This window comes from Paenibacillus medicaginis, assembly GCF_042138635.1.
Classification (GTDB): Bacteria; Bacillota; Bacilli; order Paenibacillales; family Paenibacillaceae; genus Paenibacillus; species Paenibacillus medicaginis.
This window is the reverse complement of the sequence record NZ_JBHIRY010000042.1, coordinates 24,311-38,861: the sequence shown is the minus strand read 5'-3', so window position 1 is coordinate 38,861 and position 14,551 is coordinate 24,311. Positions and strand designations below refer to the sequence as shown.

General features: G+C 46.7%; 15 protein-coding genes. 13 read left to right on the top strand and 2 right to left on the bottom strand.

The window, feature by feature from the left end:
- The first annotated feature begins 30 nt into the window (after positions 1-30).
- The 3 genes from ACE5LO_RS25380 (at position 31) to ACE5LO_RS25370 (ending at position 3,118) form a co-directional block, all read left to right on the top strand.
- Positions 31-1,683, top strand: a complete 1,653-nt coding sequence (locus ACE5LO_RS25380; protein WP_375522718.1) for an HNH endonuclease — start codon at positions 31-33, stop codon at positions 1,681-1,683.
- A 21-nt stretch (positions 1,684-1,704) separates the two neighbouring features.
- Entirely contained in the window at positions 1,705-2,160 is a 456-nt protein-coding gene (locus ACE5LO_RS25375) for a YrhA family protein (RefSeq protein WP_375522713.1), read from the top strand.
- A 793-nt stretch (positions 2,161-2,953) separates the two neighbouring features.
- The gene (locus ACE5LO_RS25370) at positions 2,954-3,118 is read left to right on the top strand and encodes an HNH endonuclease (RefSeq protein ID WP_375522717.1); all 165 of its coding nucleotides are present in this window, start codon (positions 2,954-2,956) and stop codon (positions 3,116-3,118) included.
- 1 nt (position 3,119) lies between these two features.
- Here the strand turns inward: ACE5LO_RS25370 and ACE5LO_RS25365 are convergent, their stop codons facing one another.
- Positions 3,120-5,189, bottom strand: coding sequence for a hypothetical protein (locus ACE5LO_RS25365; protein ID WP_375522712.1), 2,070 nt, complete (start codon positions 5,187-5,189; stop codon positions 3,120-3,122).
- Between the two features lie 105 nt (positions 5,190-5,294).
- Positions 5,295-5,507 carry a hypothetical protein gene (locus tag ACE5LO_RS25360; RefSeq protein ID WP_375522711.1) on the bottom strand — a complete coding sequence of 71 codons (213 nt, stop codon included), beginning with the start codon at positions 5,505-5,507 and terminating at the stop codon, positions 5,295-5,297.
- Between the two features lie 150 nt (positions 5,508-5,657).
- On the opposite strand from ACE5LO_RS25360, the gene ACE5LO_RS25355 reads away from it, so the two are divergent.
- From ACE5LO_RS25355 to bla, 10 genes are all read left to right on the top strand, one after another.
- The gene (locus ACE5LO_RS25355) at positions 5,658-6,377 is read left to right on the top strand and encodes a M50 family metallopeptidase (RefSeq protein WP_375522710.1); all 720 of its coding nucleotides are present in this window, start codon (positions 5,658-5,660) and stop codon (positions 6,375-6,377) included.
- Entirely contained in the window at positions 6,374-7,132 is a 759-nt protein-coding gene (locus ACE5LO_RS25350; protein ID WP_375522709.1) for a YwaF family protein, read from the top strand. Before ACE5LO_RS25355 ends, ACE5LO_RS25350 begins: the two co-directional genes overlap by 4 nt.
- Before the next feature lie 75 nt (positions 7,133-7,207).
- Entirely contained in the window at positions 7,208-8,602 is a 1,395-nt protein-coding gene (locus ACE5LO_RS25345) for an N-acyl-D-glucosamine 2-epimerase (protein ID WP_375522708.1), read from the top strand.
- Positions 8,603-8,681: 79 nt separating this feature from the next.
- Positions 8,682-9,140 carry an NUDIX hydrolase gene (locus tag ACE5LO_RS25340; protein ID WP_375522707.1) on the top strand — a complete coding sequence of 153 codons (459 nt, stop codon included), beginning with the start codon at positions 8,682-8,684 and terminating at the stop codon, positions 9,138-9,140.
- A 2-nt stretch (positions 9,141-9,142) separates the two neighbouring features.
- Positions 9,143-9,652: an NUDIX hydrolase gene (locus ACE5LO_RS25335; RefSeq protein ID WP_375522706.1), complete on the top strand. Its 510-nt coding sequence runs from the start codon at positions 9,143-9,145 to the stop codon at positions 9,650-9,652.
- A complete protein-coding gene (locus ACE5LO_RS25330) occupies positions 9,649-10,242 on the top strand; it encodes a DJ-1/PfpI family protein (protein ID WP_375522705.1) in 594 nt (197 codons plus the stop codon). Before ACE5LO_RS25335 ends, ACE5LO_RS25330 begins: the two co-directional genes overlap by 4 nt.
- A gap of 33 nt (positions 10,243-10,275) precedes the next feature.
- Positions 10,276-10,680, top strand: coding sequence for an HIT family protein (locus ACE5LO_RS25325; RefSeq protein WP_375522704.1), 405 nt, complete (start codon positions 10,276-10,278; stop codon positions 10,678-10,680).
- Positions 10,681-10,806: 126 nt separating this feature from the next.
- Positions 10,807-11,631: an SDR family oxidoreductase gene (locus ACE5LO_RS25320; protein WP_375522703.1), complete on the top strand. Its 825-nt coding sequence runs from the start codon at positions 10,807-10,809 to the stop codon at positions 11,629-11,631.
- On the top strand, positions 11,624-12,001 hold the full coding sequence (locus ACE5LO_RS25315; protein WP_375522702.1) for a MerR family transcriptional regulator: 378 nt from the start codon (positions 11,624-11,626) through the stop codon (positions 11,999-12,001). The genes ACE5LO_RS25320 and ACE5LO_RS25315 overlap by 8 nt, the downstream gene beginning before the upstream one ends.
- 445 nt (positions 12,002-12,446) lie before the next feature.
- Positions 12,447-13,394: a class A beta-lactamase gene (gene bla, locus ACE5LO_RS25310; RefSeq protein WP_445993916.1), complete on the top strand. Its 948-nt coding sequence runs from the start codon at positions 12,447-12,449 to the stop codon at positions 13,392-13,394.
- Positions 13,395-14,551 lie beyond the last annotated feature (1,157 nt).

The following is a 14,551-nucleotide window of genomic DNA, read 5'->3' as shown; positions in this document are numbered from 1 at the left end:
TATTTTCAAAGCGCGAGGGAAGAGGAAGCGATGGTGCGGGGCTCGGTCCGCAAAAGCGGACAGCCTTCCCCCAAGCTGGAGGACCCCGATACGAAATACTGGGGCACGAACTACGGGAAAGAGCTCAAGTTCGGTACATCCGATATGAGCCTGACGGCGACGGAGGGCAGCCTGTTTATTTCGCTAGAGGACAGCGGGGGCATTACGATCCAAAGCGACAGCAGCATTGTGATGTCCGCCAAGAAGGATTTGGAATGGACGTCGGAGAAGAAGATAGGGATTACTGCGCAGCAGGCGATTTATCTGCTGAGCGGAAGCAGCAGTCTGGTACTGGACGGCAACTCGGACATCCGCGGCGAAGAGGTGGAGCTGGATGGCCTGATCAAAGCACCAGTCAGCGTCGAGGATCTGGAGCCACAGCCGGAAGCGCCGTTTGCCGAGGAAGCAAAGAAGGAAGAGAAAAAGGGCTTCTGGAACAAGTTCCTGGATGTCACGCAGGTCGTGCTGGACGTAGTGGGATGTATCCCGGTGGTCGGTGAAATTGCGGATTTAGCCAATGCCGGCATTTCCTTGGCGCGGGGCGACTATGTCGGAGCAGCGTTATCCGTGGCGTCCGCCATTCCGTTTGCAGGTTGGGCGGCGACCGGAGCGAAAGCGGCGCGTAGAGTTGCCCAAGCCACGAAGCTGGGCAGCAAGGCGGTCAAAGCAGTGGACAAAACCGCAACCGTCGTGAAGTCGGCGAAGGAAGTGGCCGAATCCTTGGCGGTCACAGGAATGAGCTCACTGGGGAAAGTATACACCGGAGCACGAAGCATGGGCAGCAACCTGAACCAGGCGGAAGTGCTGCAAAAGCTGAAGACAGCGATGCAGAACCTCGAGACCAACCGTCCACGAATGGCTTTGGCGATGAGCATGGCACACGGAACGGCAGTTAACTATTATAAGAGTGAGGCCCAGGAAGTAGCGGTGGCGAAAATCCAGGAGGAAGGCTGGGCGCCGCAGGAAGCGATTACCCTGCTGGGTATTCTGACCAACGGAGGGCGCAAGAAGGGCGGCCATGGCGGCAGCTCCGGTATTGTTTCTGGTGGAGGCAGCGGTCACGGAAGCAGTGGTGGCGGTAACCATGGCAACGGTAGCGGTAACCACGGAAGTGGTAGCGGCGGCTCTGGAAAGCCTGACAATGGGAAGAAGCCTGATACTGAGGGGACGGGAGAAGCCGTCTCAAAAGATGGTCGTCCTGACTTTGTGGGTAAATTAAAAGGTGAGGATGTAACGCTTCCTAATGTTAAAACAGAAAGCGTTACATTTAATAAGAGAAATCCTGAGGACACAGCTCAATTGCGAAAGGATTTCAACAAGGTCAGGAAAGAGATGATGAAGTCAAAGGCGAATGATCCTAAAAAATTAAAAGAATTAAAACAAGCTGGAATTTCAGATAATGATATTGAAGATATGAAGGAAGACGGACTAGTTCCTGACGGCTGGCAAGTTCATCATAAAATTCCTTTGGATCAAGGTGGTACCAATAACCTGGAAAACTTAGTTCTTATAAAAAACGATCCTTATCACAAGGTTATTACAAACGAGCAGAATTCATTAACAAAGGGTATGAAACCCGGGGATAGTAAAACAGTAGAATTTCCTATTCCAGATGGAGACATCTATCCTCCAAAAAAGGAATAAATAATTTAAGAAGGTGATTATATGTGGAAAGAGCAAATTGACCAAATATCCAAAATAAGGGGAAAGCGAAACCGAAAACTCAATGCTCCTGCCAATGAAAACGAAATATCAAGATTTCGTAAGTCTGTAGTGGAAAAATTCGGTGAAGGTATACTTCCGCAGCAATACTTTGAATTTTTACGAACAGTAAATGGAATTGAATTTAATGGACTGAAAATATACGGGATAGACAATAACTTTTTGGATTCCCAGCCAGTAAATCAGGTTGATAGTTTTTTTGATGCCAATGAAACTTGGGAGTCAATTAAAGACGAAGATGAGTTGATTTTTTTTGGAGATTCAGATATTGCTTGGTATTGTTTTAATGCTACTAAAAAAAGTTTTGTTGAACTCGATAAACCTTCAGGTGAGCTTATGGAAACTTTTAATAACTTTGGTGCTATGCTTGAATCTGCTTTCTCTGTTGCGCTTGATTAAATGAATGAGCTTAGACATGTTGATGCAACTAAGCACCACGCACTTCCATTAAGCGCGCGGTAGATAACGAAGCCTAGCAAATTCAACTATTCTTGCCCGTGAGAAGACTAAACCGAATCGGTAAATCATTAAAACAGTGTGATGTGGCAATCTAATCGAATGCATTCGGGAGATACCGTTAATATCTAGGCTATCTTGTTATTCATGGACTACTCCCGATATGACAAATTCAAGACTCTAAAAACTCCCTATGCTTCTGTATGTCTGGTGTGATTCCTGCCTGTAGAGTGTCTAACCTAAAAGGGAAGACAATTTGAAAGGAGAAATCATTCATGAATCATCAAGTTAAAGAATGCATTCAGAAGCTAGGACTAACACATCGTGTGTTTGTTGTCCTCTATGACATTTCATGGGAAGGCTCCGAAGTTGTTTGTATGGCTACACTGATTCCATCCCTCGCGCCATCCTGAATGTCATGGTACAGAATGGCTATGATGAGCATGACGTACAGCGGCAGTATCTCTTATGGAGGAAATGGAGCGTTCACAAAAGCTAGCCGCCCCCGTCGCCACAGAAGGGAGGGCAAATCCATGAAAAGACAACCTTTAAATATCGTCCTAACCCTGATTCGGCGGGAAAAATAATGAGAGAAAGAATCACCCTTGTTGTGGTCTTTTTTATCCTGATTTTTCAAAGTATTATCATCCAACTGTCGAGCCAGTCGAAATTAAATTCGCTTCTCCAACAAATCGACCAGCAGATTATAGAGCAGCTAATGAAGAAGCTGGTTTGAATAAGGACTCCGTTCCACCTGTATCTAAGCCGAACAAACAAACCACCAGCAGGGTATATATGGCATCACCATCAAGATGGTAAGACAATGATCTTAGTTGAAGATAAGGTACATGGTGACAACAGACAGAAGGCTTCCAGCACTTTTGTGCCCATTTACCAATGAGTTAGTGAGCGGATGCCTTTTTGTTTCGTATCATGTCTCGATTATCCCAAAGCAATTTACGAAGGTTGGATTTAGATCCTTCTATTTTGAAATGAGGTATTTTTTGTTCCTTCGCAATAGGAATACAACTCGTAGTTGCCTCATGAGAGTTGGCAGTAAGAAGGTAAAACAAAGCGTCAGCCCGGCGCAATTTGGGGTGAATTCTAGATGGGGACTCTCCATTTTCATGATAGAATTCTGCTCCTGTTTCCTCGACAACCGAATCAAACCATTTCTTTAATCCGCCAATGATGACAATCTTGCAACCTTCGAGGAACGGTTCTCGGCCGGCATTTGGCGATTGGTGCTTCTCTCTGGAAACGGTTCCTGTGTTCCCCTTAATTGGTTTGTCATTCGTGTTCTCTTTCTTATAATAATCCGTGCCATAGCTTGTATAAAGCTTGGACAAGCGTGCATGTTCTCCACCGTGTGCTACATTAAACAAGCATGGATCTCCGTCTTTAGGCCGCTGAATTTCAAAGTCTTTTTCGTACAACGGGTAACGATTATTGGGATCGGAGATATCCACACAGTAATATTTGAAGTGCTCACCAAGTTGTATATACCCCATATATTGAGTGATAGGAGCGCAAGTATCATCTCCTTGAAAAAGCATTCGAATCATATAATTTACGGAACCATCAGCTCTGTGTGCGGGTTCGCATTCTACTTCAGCTTCATGCTCTAATTGTAGGCTATTTACCAATGACTCTGGTATGTTAAAGGCTGCACCATTTTCTAGCTTGATATAACCTCCGTGATCCATTCTATAAAAGGTTCCTGGTTGAGCATGTGTAGTTTCATCGTTAGGGTTATCTTTTTTGGGCAGCTCCTCAGTCTGCCGTGTACTCTCATCTGCTGTCTCTTCCGGACTGATTTGAGGTAATGGTTGTATAAGTTCTTCCAGAAGTAGCTCCAAGGAATCCATAAATTGCATGTGGTCATTCATTTTTTTTCTTAGCTGCTCACGATCTGTCCGGTCGAGGCTGGTTTTAAGTTGAGCAAAATTTATTTCTATAGCCTGATACAGATAATCCATTAACATTTTTACTACTTCATGTAAACTTAAGTTGGAAGAGGGGGTTTCATCTTTTAATTTCTTAATATCTTGTTCATATTTTTGGATCAAAAATTCCGTTCCAGCATTTAACTCTCTCAATTTATTTTCATAAACTTGAATGGTTTGCTGCTCTTTAGTTTTTTGCTCATCCAGTGTCTTCTGAAGATGGTTTAATTGACTGTTCAAATTCTCTTTTTCAGCTTCCAGGTTGATTACTTGATTTCGGTAAACTTCTATAGCTTCATCCTTCTCTGATAACTTTTTTTCCAAAGATAAATTTTCCGAAGATATAAGTTCATTAGTTTCTTTTATGCGTTCCTGACTTTTTTCCAAACTTCTTATTTGTTTCTTGAGGGTTTCGATTTCTTGTTCAGCCTTTACTCTAAGATTTCGTTCCCTGGTAATAAGAGAATTCTCTTTAGCTTCTTTACTTTCATCCTTTGATTCTGCCAAGTTGGTCGCCGCTGTTTCCTTTGCTGCATCCGTAATGGTTGATAGCTGCTCCCCGAACTCAAGGAGACGATGCTCTATCTTGCTGTCATGAATTGGAAACAGACGCAATCCCCAATAGAAGTGGGCTGGTCCAAATTGCTCATATATTCTTTGTTCATTCGACAAAAATTTCTCAGCCGTCAATTCTCCTAATTCTCCGTATATATCACATATAAGATTAATGATTTCCTGGTACAGCAATATTTTGCTCTTTTCTTTTAAATACTTTGCCCGCAATAAAGTAATTAATTGTGAGTCAGGAAAGGGTTTGTTAGCCATCACTTTTATTTGCATATTCATGTTAGATGCAAAATGCTTCTTTTTCAGGTCAGTTGCCTCTTTGAACAAGAGCGATATTTCTCGTAATGGAAATGGGGATTTAATCTGTTTTAATAGAACTAAGTTAAATCCTTCAACTAATTCGACCCCTTGGTCATCCATCAACATACCCATAGTTTTTATAAATCTTTTACTTATCATTTGCATCTCTCCTAAAATTAATGTGTATAGATAAAAACCTCAAGACAGACGTAAAATGCCTATGTTGAGGTCCTGTTGATATTAATTTGTGAAGCTTATTTCACTTTATCTTCTCAGCTCAAAAAATTCGCAGCGGTCGCGGTCGTGATACGCGAGGTCGTCTACGCCTGACTGAATAACAACGGTCGTATCGTCGAAGCGTATGATGCAGCCGCCGGAGCCGACGAGCTGGTCGTTCTCGAAAATGCGGACCGGAAGGTGGCGGTCGATGGCTTCCTGGAAATCTCCATCCGTCCACAGCTTGCGGTTAGTTGGCATATAAGATGGTCTCCTTTGTGGAATAAATACGGCCGAGTTGCTGTAGGCTTGCTCTTATCATAAGATGAATATAACGGTTCGGGCAAGCACTCTTCTGAGCGTGTATTATTGGTTGCCCAAGCATAACCGGGAAAGGTTGCCGATTCCGCTTTGACAAAATGGCTCAAAACGCTGCTGCTGCTGGCCGGAGCCGCACTGCTCACCCGGTTTATTCCGTTCTCCCATATATTCAGAACGCTGGACACGATGATCCACGAGTTTGCTCATGCCGTGGTCACGTTGATGATGTCCGGCCAGGTGCAGCGGATTGACTTGAACGCGGACCACAGCGGAGTTACATATACCTTAATGACCTCGCAGAGCAGTTCGATTCTGGCCTCCCTCGCCGGATATACGGGGGCGTCCCTGTTTGCTGTGCTGATGTTTTATTTGCATGCCCGGCAGCTGCACAAGTGGGGTTTGGGAATCATAACGTTGATTGCGGCAATCATGATTCTTCTGTATGTGCATGAAGGCTACGGATTACTGTGGCTGGCCGGTTTTATCGTGCTGAATGTCGTCGTTATGCTGGCAGGGGGACGTACAATAACCAAGCTGTATTACTTGCTGCTGGCCTTCATCACACTTGAAGAGTCGGTTGCGGGTACGATCATCATTCTCACAGCTTCGCTGCTCAGCCCATCGCAGGCGGGGGATGCCGCCAATTTGGCGGCCTGGACGCATGTGCCTGCATGGTTATGGTCTGTATTATTCCTGTTGTTTTCACTGTTCTGTGCCAGAGCGGCCATCGGGCAGTTTCTGCGCAGACGAAAGCCGGGCATGGAGACGCAAAAAAGAGGTCTTGGCTTCATAAGGGGGAGATCCGGTTGAGAGAGCAGCCTTCCTGGCTTGACGCTCAGTCCGGCGAAATATTTCAGGCATTCTCGCCGCCGCATCTGGTCTGCATTGGCATTATTGCGGCTGTGGTGTGGCTGCTTTTTATTCTGCGGCACCGCATCCGCAGCCGCACCGGACTGCGAACGCTACTGCGCTGGATGCTTGCCGCGATCCTGCTGGCTTCAGAGGTATGCCTGCATCTCTGGTACATTCATCAGCAGGTATGGGACGCAAGCCGGACGCTTCCGCTGGAGCTATGCAGCATTACGCTCCTGCTTTCCATTGTCATGCTGGCGACGCGTAGCCGTCTGCTGTATCAGTTACTGTTCTTTGCCGGCATAGCCGGCGCTCTGCAGGCTGCACTGACGCCCAATCTGGCGTATGAATTTCCGCATTTCAGGTATATCCAGTTTTTTGTGGCCCACGGGGTGATTATCCTTGCCAGCCTGTATATGACCTGGGTTGAAGGATACAGGCCCACATGGAAGTCTGTTGGACTGGCTATGCTCTTCCTGAACGTGTGCGCGCTGGTCGTGTGGATTGCCGATGTGCTGCTGGATGCCAATTACATGTTTCTGCGGGGCAAACCGGATACGCCGTCCTTGTTGGACGTGCTCGGCCCCTATCCTTATTACATCATCGTCGAGGAGGCCGTGGCCTTCGTGTTCTTTTCGTGCATGCTGCTGCTGTTCAGGCTGCTGTCTGGTAAAAGGGAAAGCATATCGGAGGAAGTAACGACTTGTGAATGAATCATACGGGGATAACCATAATGTATAGAAGGGCTCCCTTTACCAGGGCACACCTATTCAATCAGGAGGTCACCCATGTCACAAAACGTCAATGGAACAGAACATGCAATCAAGCCCTGGGTCTTACAAGGACCAAGCATTCAGCTTGATCCGCTGTTTCCCTATTATGAAGGCAGGTCCGCAGCAAGTGTGGCTGAGGAAATCGAGAGCGCGGGTTATCGTACCGTTCATTATTTTGTCGTACAGGAAAATAAAATACATACCCGGATTATAGACGCTCTGCAGCGAAGGGGGATCGCGGTATGGGCCATGGTGCTTGGCAACGGCTCTTTCGGCGTATCGCATCTGCCCCCGGAGTGGAGAAGTTGGGAAATGGAGTTGCTGCGTGAACCGAAGGACAGCTTCCAGCGGTTGTCCCATTTTGCGGAGGAATATGTGCAGTGGAAAAAAGCGGCTGCCGCCCGCCTGGTCACGGAAGTACCTTTTGACGGATTTGAAGTGGCCGAGCCGTACTTTCCCGAGTGGAACGGCTTGCGCAGCGGAATTTATGGGGATGTTGGGCCGCATGCGCAGCGTGCATTCAAGGAAAGATACAGCACGGAGATGCCCGAATTCCGCAACAAGTGGGCCGCAAATTATTACCGCAGGGTACCGCAGCTTTACCGGCGGTGGATTGAGCTGAGGGTTGAGGCCGTAAACGGACTGATTGACGAACTGGTGAACGGCTCTGGCGGCGTGCGGCAGGCCAGGCCGGATATTCGGATCGCAACCTGGTCGCTGGTGGTAAGGGACAGACGGGGATTGGCGCCGGCCAAGCTCCGCGAGTGGCAGGGTATTGATGCCGTTGAAATGATCCGCCGCGTGCAGCCGGATATGCATGTGCTGCAGACCCACTGGCCAGACTGGATGCGGCCGAAGCTCCCGCCAGACTATATTGCGGAGTACAAGCGCTTTGCCGATCCGATTCAGGCTGCTTTTCCCGGGCTTCCGCTTGGTATACAGACAGATATCGGCTCACTGGAGCGGATGATCAGAGGCAGGGATTGGCTGACAGCATTCAACTCGTCAATACGCGAGCAGGGATACGATGCCTGGACAGCCTATGAGTACCATTTGGGCGGTTATATGTACGATGAGCCTCCTGTTCCGGTTAAGGCTGTTCGCGCCGGTGATGACGAACTGGTCGTAACCTTCAGCAAGCGCATCGCCGCTGTTGGTCCTGAGGCGATAGGGGCGTATGCGACCATACCCGATGGAACCCGGGAAACCATAAGGCTGAAAGTAGCCGAAACGGATGGGAACCGTCTTTTTCTACAGGCGGAGAAGCTGCCAGAGGAGGCATTTGAGCTGGCGGTGCAGGGAATCCGGGATACACCGGAGCTGTGGCTGTTCAAGAATCGGGCAGGACATCAGACACTTGCGGAATATACAGTCCAAGTGGAAAGTCGCAATGTTATGACAAAAGAGTGATAGATTCTACTGGCAGATAAATACATTCTCGTATATTGTATATACATACCAGACCTTCATATGAAAGGGAATCGTCACATTGGGATACATAAGTGAAATTCGAAAATTAGTTGGCTCAAGGCCGATTATTATGGCGGGAGGTTGTGTGCTTCTGCATCGCAACCGGGAGTTGCTGCTCGTGCGCAGAGCAGATAATGGGTTGTGGGCACTGCCGGGAGGATCGATGGAGCTTGGGGAAAGTCTGGAAGAAGCGGCGGTACGGGAGCTTTTTGAAGAGACAGGGCTGACTGCCGCGAAACTTGAACTGCTTCATGTTTTCTCCGGGAAAGACCTGTATTATAAGTATCCCAATGGTGATGAAGTGTACAATGTTGTGGCCGCATATGAATGTACTGATTTCATAGGGGAAGCTGTGGAGGACGGAACTGAAACCAAAGAGGTGCGTTTTTTTGCCTTTGATGAAATGCCAAGCGACCTGTCACCGCCGGATATGCCCTTGATCAACAGGTTTCTTGAAAAGAACACGGGGAGGCAGTGACATTGCGCTACAGAGCATCTTCGTTGTGCATTATTCGTAGAGGATCCTCCATTTTGCTAGAAGAGTTTCCGGAGGAAGACGGGGTCATCACATTTCGCCCGGTCGGCGGTACCATTGAGTACGGAGAGGACAGTAAGTCGGCTTTGCAGCGCGAGGTAAAAGAAGAGATCAATGTTGATATCATAGAACCTAAATTGATTGGGATTATTGGGAATATCTACCCTTATGATGGACAAATCGGTCATGAGTATGATTTTATCTATGAAGCTTATTTTGGTTGCGATGACGATTATCAAAAAGATATATTCACTGGAGTTGAGGGTGAGAAACGCTTCTATGCTGTGTGGAAGGATTTGGGTGATTTTATTGGTAATCCCCGGTATAAGCTTGTACCCGATGGTTTGTATGAAATGTTAACAAACGACTGTGGAGAAAAGGTCGTTATTTCCGAAATCAAACATATTAACACAAAGGACTTCTTGCTATTTGATAAGGAAGGTACTCATAGATGAAAATCGCTTTTATCCTGTTTGACCAAATGACAATGCTGGATTTTGTAGGTTTCTATGACGCTATTACACGCCTGAAAATTTTAAATCTTATGGACAACGTCTCTTGGGATCTGTGTTCGAATCGGCCTGAGGTGACGGATGAGCTGGGCATTACTATGAAAATAGAGCATGGTTCCAATGACTTATCAACATATGACATGATCTTCATTCCTGGTGGTTTGGGGACCAGAAAACTGAAAGATGATGCGGAGTTTGTAGAATGGTTACAAACAGCCAGGGATGTTAAGTACAAGGTTTCGGTATGTACCGGAGCGCTGCTGCTTGGAGCGGCGGGTTTTTTGGATGGGAAAAGGGCAACCACCAACCCGCCTGCATATGAGTTGTTGGAGCCCTATTGCGGAGAAGTAGTCAGAGCCAGAATTGTGAGAGACGGAAATACCGTTACAGGCGGCGGGGTGGCGACTTCAGTTGATCTGGGATTATACCTGCTCGAATGGTTTACAGATACAGAAACGGTGCGAAAAATACAAGCTTCAATGGACTACCCATATTATCAGACAGGGAAGCTCGACGCTGACTTTATTGTATAAAACTAAACTACTGAAAATCCTGGAGGAGCCCGCATGCAGAAAGACTGTATATTTTGCAACTCGGAACTTGAACCGAGGGATAATGAAATATTAAGCAATGAACATTGCCGTTTTTTGCAACTGGAAGAAGCTCGGGAGAAAGGAAGCATCCTTGAAGGGGCGGGTGTGATTGTTCCCAAGCATCATCGGGAGACTGCCTTTGATTTGACACCTGAGGAATGGGAGGCCACTTATACTTTGCTCCAGCAGGCAAAAGCCCACATAGACAAACTGTATCAGCCGGACGGATATAATATTGGCTGGAATTGCGGTGAAACCGCAGGCCAGCACATCATGCATGCACATTTGCATGTGCTACCGAGATATAACGATGAGCCCATGGCAGGGAAAGGCATCCGGTACGTGTTCAAGAGCGCGCTGAATGAGCGCAGGAAATAATACACCTGAATAGAAACAGAGAGAAGTCCCCTCAGTTTTGGTTGTTTTCCTCTCAAAACTTTTGCCTTGCTATAGAGTAAACTCTAGGCACTATACTAAAAACACTCATTGAAAAGGGAGGATTATATGATGAAAACAATCTTGATTACAGGGGCATCCACAGGACTTGGTAAAGCAACAGCCATGCATTTTGCAGAACAGGGATGGAACATCGCAGCAACTATGCGCTCACCTGAAAAGGAAACCGAGCTCATCCGCCATAACCATATTTTAGTCACTCGTATGGACGTTCAACAGCCTGAGACGATCCATCAAGCGGTAAATGAAGCCATAGAGCACTTCGGGCAAATAGATGTGCTTGTGAATAATGCCGGTTATGGGGCAGTGGGGATTTTTGAAGCTGCTACCGAAGAACAGATTCATAATCAGTTTGACGTCAATGTTTTTGGGCTTATGCGCGCAACACAAGCGATGCTGCCCCATTTCAGGGCAAACCGGAACGGACTGATTATCAACATTTCTTCTCAAGGCGGCAGAATCACGTTCCCTCTGACCTCTTTATACCATGCAACCAAATTTGCCGTAGAAGGCTTTTCCGAATCGTTGTCTTATGAACTGGCTTCCCAGAATATCCGGGTTAAATTGATCGAGCCAGGTATTGTGAATACTCCGTGGTACAGTTCAGCTGTACGTTTGAATCATGAGGCGTTGTCAGACTATAATGATTTCACTGATTCTTTTAACAAGGATTTTGAGAAATTTGTTCAAAATAATGCTCATCTGCAGGCCACACCGGAAATGGTTGCTGAAACGATTTATAAAGCTGCGGTGGACGAAAGTAATCGATTAAGGTACCCTGCAGGTAAAGATGCCGAAGAAATATTGAAGAAGCGGGAACAATTGAGCGACGAGGAGTTTAAGGCGTACATGCAGAGCCTGGTTCTTGGTTAAAGGGGAGAGTCATATTAGTTATTCAATCGGCAAGGTTGCAGAAGAAACCGGATTGTCCATTCATACCTTGCGTTATTATGAAAAGGAGGGGATTTTCCCTCCTATCAAACGAGACGGATTCGGTGCAAGAGTCTTCGACGAGGAAGCCATGGAATGGCTGAAGTTCGCGTGCTGTCTGCGGGACACCGGCATGACCATTGAAGAAATGAAGGAATTTGCACAATTAACCCTTCAAGGGGACAATACAATTCTGGAACGTGTGGATGTCCTGAATCGGCAGAAGGAAAGGATAGCCAACCGGATCGATCAGCTTATGATAAATATGTCCATGATTGAGCAAAAGCTTGAAGCGTATAGGGAGAAGCTTTGAAGAATCTCCTGCGGGATACGTCCTTTTCCATGATACTCATACTATTATCTTGAGGTGTAAAAAAGGGTATGTTAAAGTAAGAATAGAAATAAGGACGGTCCACCAACCGTCCCCAGCACAACAACTTTGAGTGGGTTCACCCCTCCAAGCAAAATGTTACTACGGAAGAAGTGACCTCACAGGTGGGGACCTATGAGCGGGTCATTTTCGTTTATCGATTATACTATTAGAAGGGCTCCTTTACGAGGGTCCTTTTTTTGCTTTAATACGCTTGTAGGGCGCCCGAACTCAGTGGTACGAAGCTTTTTGTGATCTTAAGGACTGAACTTGACTTTTAAAAATTACAAATGTAATACATAGAGAGCAATCAGGGCGGTGATGCCGGACAGATACTGTGAAAGCCTGTAAGTTTTAAACGATATCATTGTGAAAAGAGGGTTACATCTTGAAAAAATACTTAACGGGTATAAATAAAATAGCTTTATGGGCGTCGGTGCTTTGTCTAGTTATACTGGTTGGCTGCACAAAAACGGATGCTATAAATCAGTCTGCGGACGCTGTGAGTCAACCAGCGGGCGTATCGAATCCGACGGCTGAGAAGGATATGTCCGATGGAATGAATCCCGCTTTCGGGAAGCTCGAAAGCAGGTTCGGGACCCGGCTTGGTGTGTATGCTGTGGATACAGGCACTGGTAAGGAAATTGCCTATCGGGAGGATGAGCGTTTTGCCTATGCCTCAACGTTCAAGGCTCTGGCAGCAGGTGCGATTTTGCGGCAAGCATCTGATGACGAATTGGACAAAATCATTAAATATACCAAGGATGATCTGGTTACGTATTCCCCGATTACGGAGCAGCAGGTGGATACCGGCATGACCCTGAAAGAGATCAGTGATGCGGCCCTTCGCTTTAGCGACAATACGGCCGGAAATCTGCTGCTCAAGGAGCTGGGGGGACCTGAAGGGTTCGAAAAAGCGATGAGGGAGATTGGCGACACAGTAATTATGCCAGAACGCTATGAGACAGAGCTGAATGAAGCCGTCCCCGGGGATATACGCGATACCAGCACTCCGAAAGCGCTCGTCCGGAGCCTTAAAGTGCTGGCGGTTGACGATTCCATGCCTGCTGACAAACAAGAACTGCTTATCGATTGGATGAAGAGAAATACTACAGGTGACGAATTAATTCGGGCGGGTGTGCCGGAGGGCTGGGTAGTCGGTGACAAGACCGGGGCCGCAAGCTACGGAACCCGCAACGATCTTGCCATCGTATGGCCGCCAGACCGGGGGCCGATCATTATCGCTGTGCTGTCCAGCCGTGATACCAAGGATGCCAAATATGACAATGAGTTAATCGCCCAGGCGGCCAAGGCAGCATTGGGAGCGCTGGAGTAATTAACGGCGAAGCCTCCGAAATCGTAGGCCACGGGAATTCGGAGGTTTATGGAGATATTAGGTTTATGGAGATATGAGATATGAGATATGAGATATGAGATATGAGATATGAGATATGAGATATGAGATATGAGACTTCCATGTCGCTTCGTGGCAACACTGACGAATGAAAATTTCGTCGTACCGTTCAGAGGTCTCATTGAATCTATTTCCAATCAAAAATTTGGATATCCCACCACGGATAGACGAGCTTGTGCGAGCTATATCCACCTAAGCTTATATTCCAGCGTGCACGTGAGCATCCATTCTCAGACTTTTGTACGAAAAAACGTACAAAAGAGAGCATGAGTGTGCCGATCCCCAGGACTTTGTATGAAAAAACGTACAAAAGAGAGCATGAGTGTGCCGATCCCCAGGACTTTGTGCGAAAAAACGTACAAAAGAGAGCATGAGTGTGCCGATCCCCAGGACTTTGTATGAAAAAACGTACAAAAGAGAGCGTGCGAGTGCCGATCCCCAGGACTTTGTGCGAAAAAACGTACAAAAGAGAGCATGCGAGTGCCGATTACCAGGGCCTTGTACGAAAAAACGTACAAAAGAGAGCGTGCGAGTGCCGATTACCAGGGCCTTGTACGAAAAAACGTACAAAAGAGAGCGATCTGGCTCCCATCCCCAGGACTTTGTACGAAAAAACGTACAAAAGAGAGCGCGCAAGTGTCCATCCCCAGGATTTTGTACGAAATATCGTTCAAAGTTGCTGTTTTTGGGTCAAGTCTTGCAGACATGGGTGCGACGGGGGTAGGATATAAGTATTCAGTATGGTGAAGCACGCCTCGACCATCCTTCCAGAGCGAAGGGAGGTCGTTTTTTTTCGCTTGGGATATGTACGCAGCTTCGTTCTCGGAGCGCCTCAGAACATGAAAAAGAGAAGCAGTAGAAAAACCTTTTTTGCTATGGAGAAGGGCTCTGACGCTCTTCTCCAATTTTTCCTCCAAAGTGGAGCCATCAACACCGGAGTCGCTAATGAGCGGCTCTTTTTGTATTCCTACAGGAAGCAGTCTCATAATTTGTTAGCCAAACGACGGCAGAAAAAGATTGACAACTTGTATATACAGGTATAGAATCAACTTGCTTGTATATACATGTTGTTTGGGTAG

Coding starts and splice junctions, on each gene's coding strand:
- ACE5LO_RS25380 (WP_375522718.1), top strand. CDS start 31: ATGGTGCGGGGCTCGGTCCGCAAAAGCGGACAGCCTTCCCCCAAGCTG.
- ACE5LO_RS25375 (WP_375522713.1), top strand. CDS start 1,705: ATGTGGAAAGAGCAAATTGACCAAATATCCAAAATAAGGGGAAAGCGA.
- ACE5LO_RS25365 (WP_375522712.1), bottom strand. CDS start 5,189: ATGATAAGTAAAAGATTTATAAAAACTATGGGTATGTTGATGGATGAC.
- ACE5LO_RS25360 (WP_375522711.1), bottom strand. CDS start 5,507: ATGCCAACTAACCGCAAGCTGTGGACGGATGGAGATTTCCAGGAAGCC.
- ACE5LO_RS25345 (WP_375522708.1), top strand. CDS start 7,208: ATGTCACAAAACGTCAATGGAACAGAACATGCAATCAAGCCCTGGGTC.
- ACE5LO_RS25330 (WP_375522705.1), top strand. CDS start 9,649: ATGAAAATCGCTTTTATCCTGTTTGACCAAATGACAATGCTGGATTTT.
- ACE5LO_RS25325 (WP_375522704.1), top strand. CDS start 10,276: ATGCAGAAAGACTGTATATTTTGCAACTCGGAACTTGAACCGAGGGAT.
- ACE5LO_RS25320 (WP_375522703.1), top strand. CDS start 10,807: ATGATGAAAACAATCTTGATTACAGGGGCATCCACAGGACTTGGTAAA.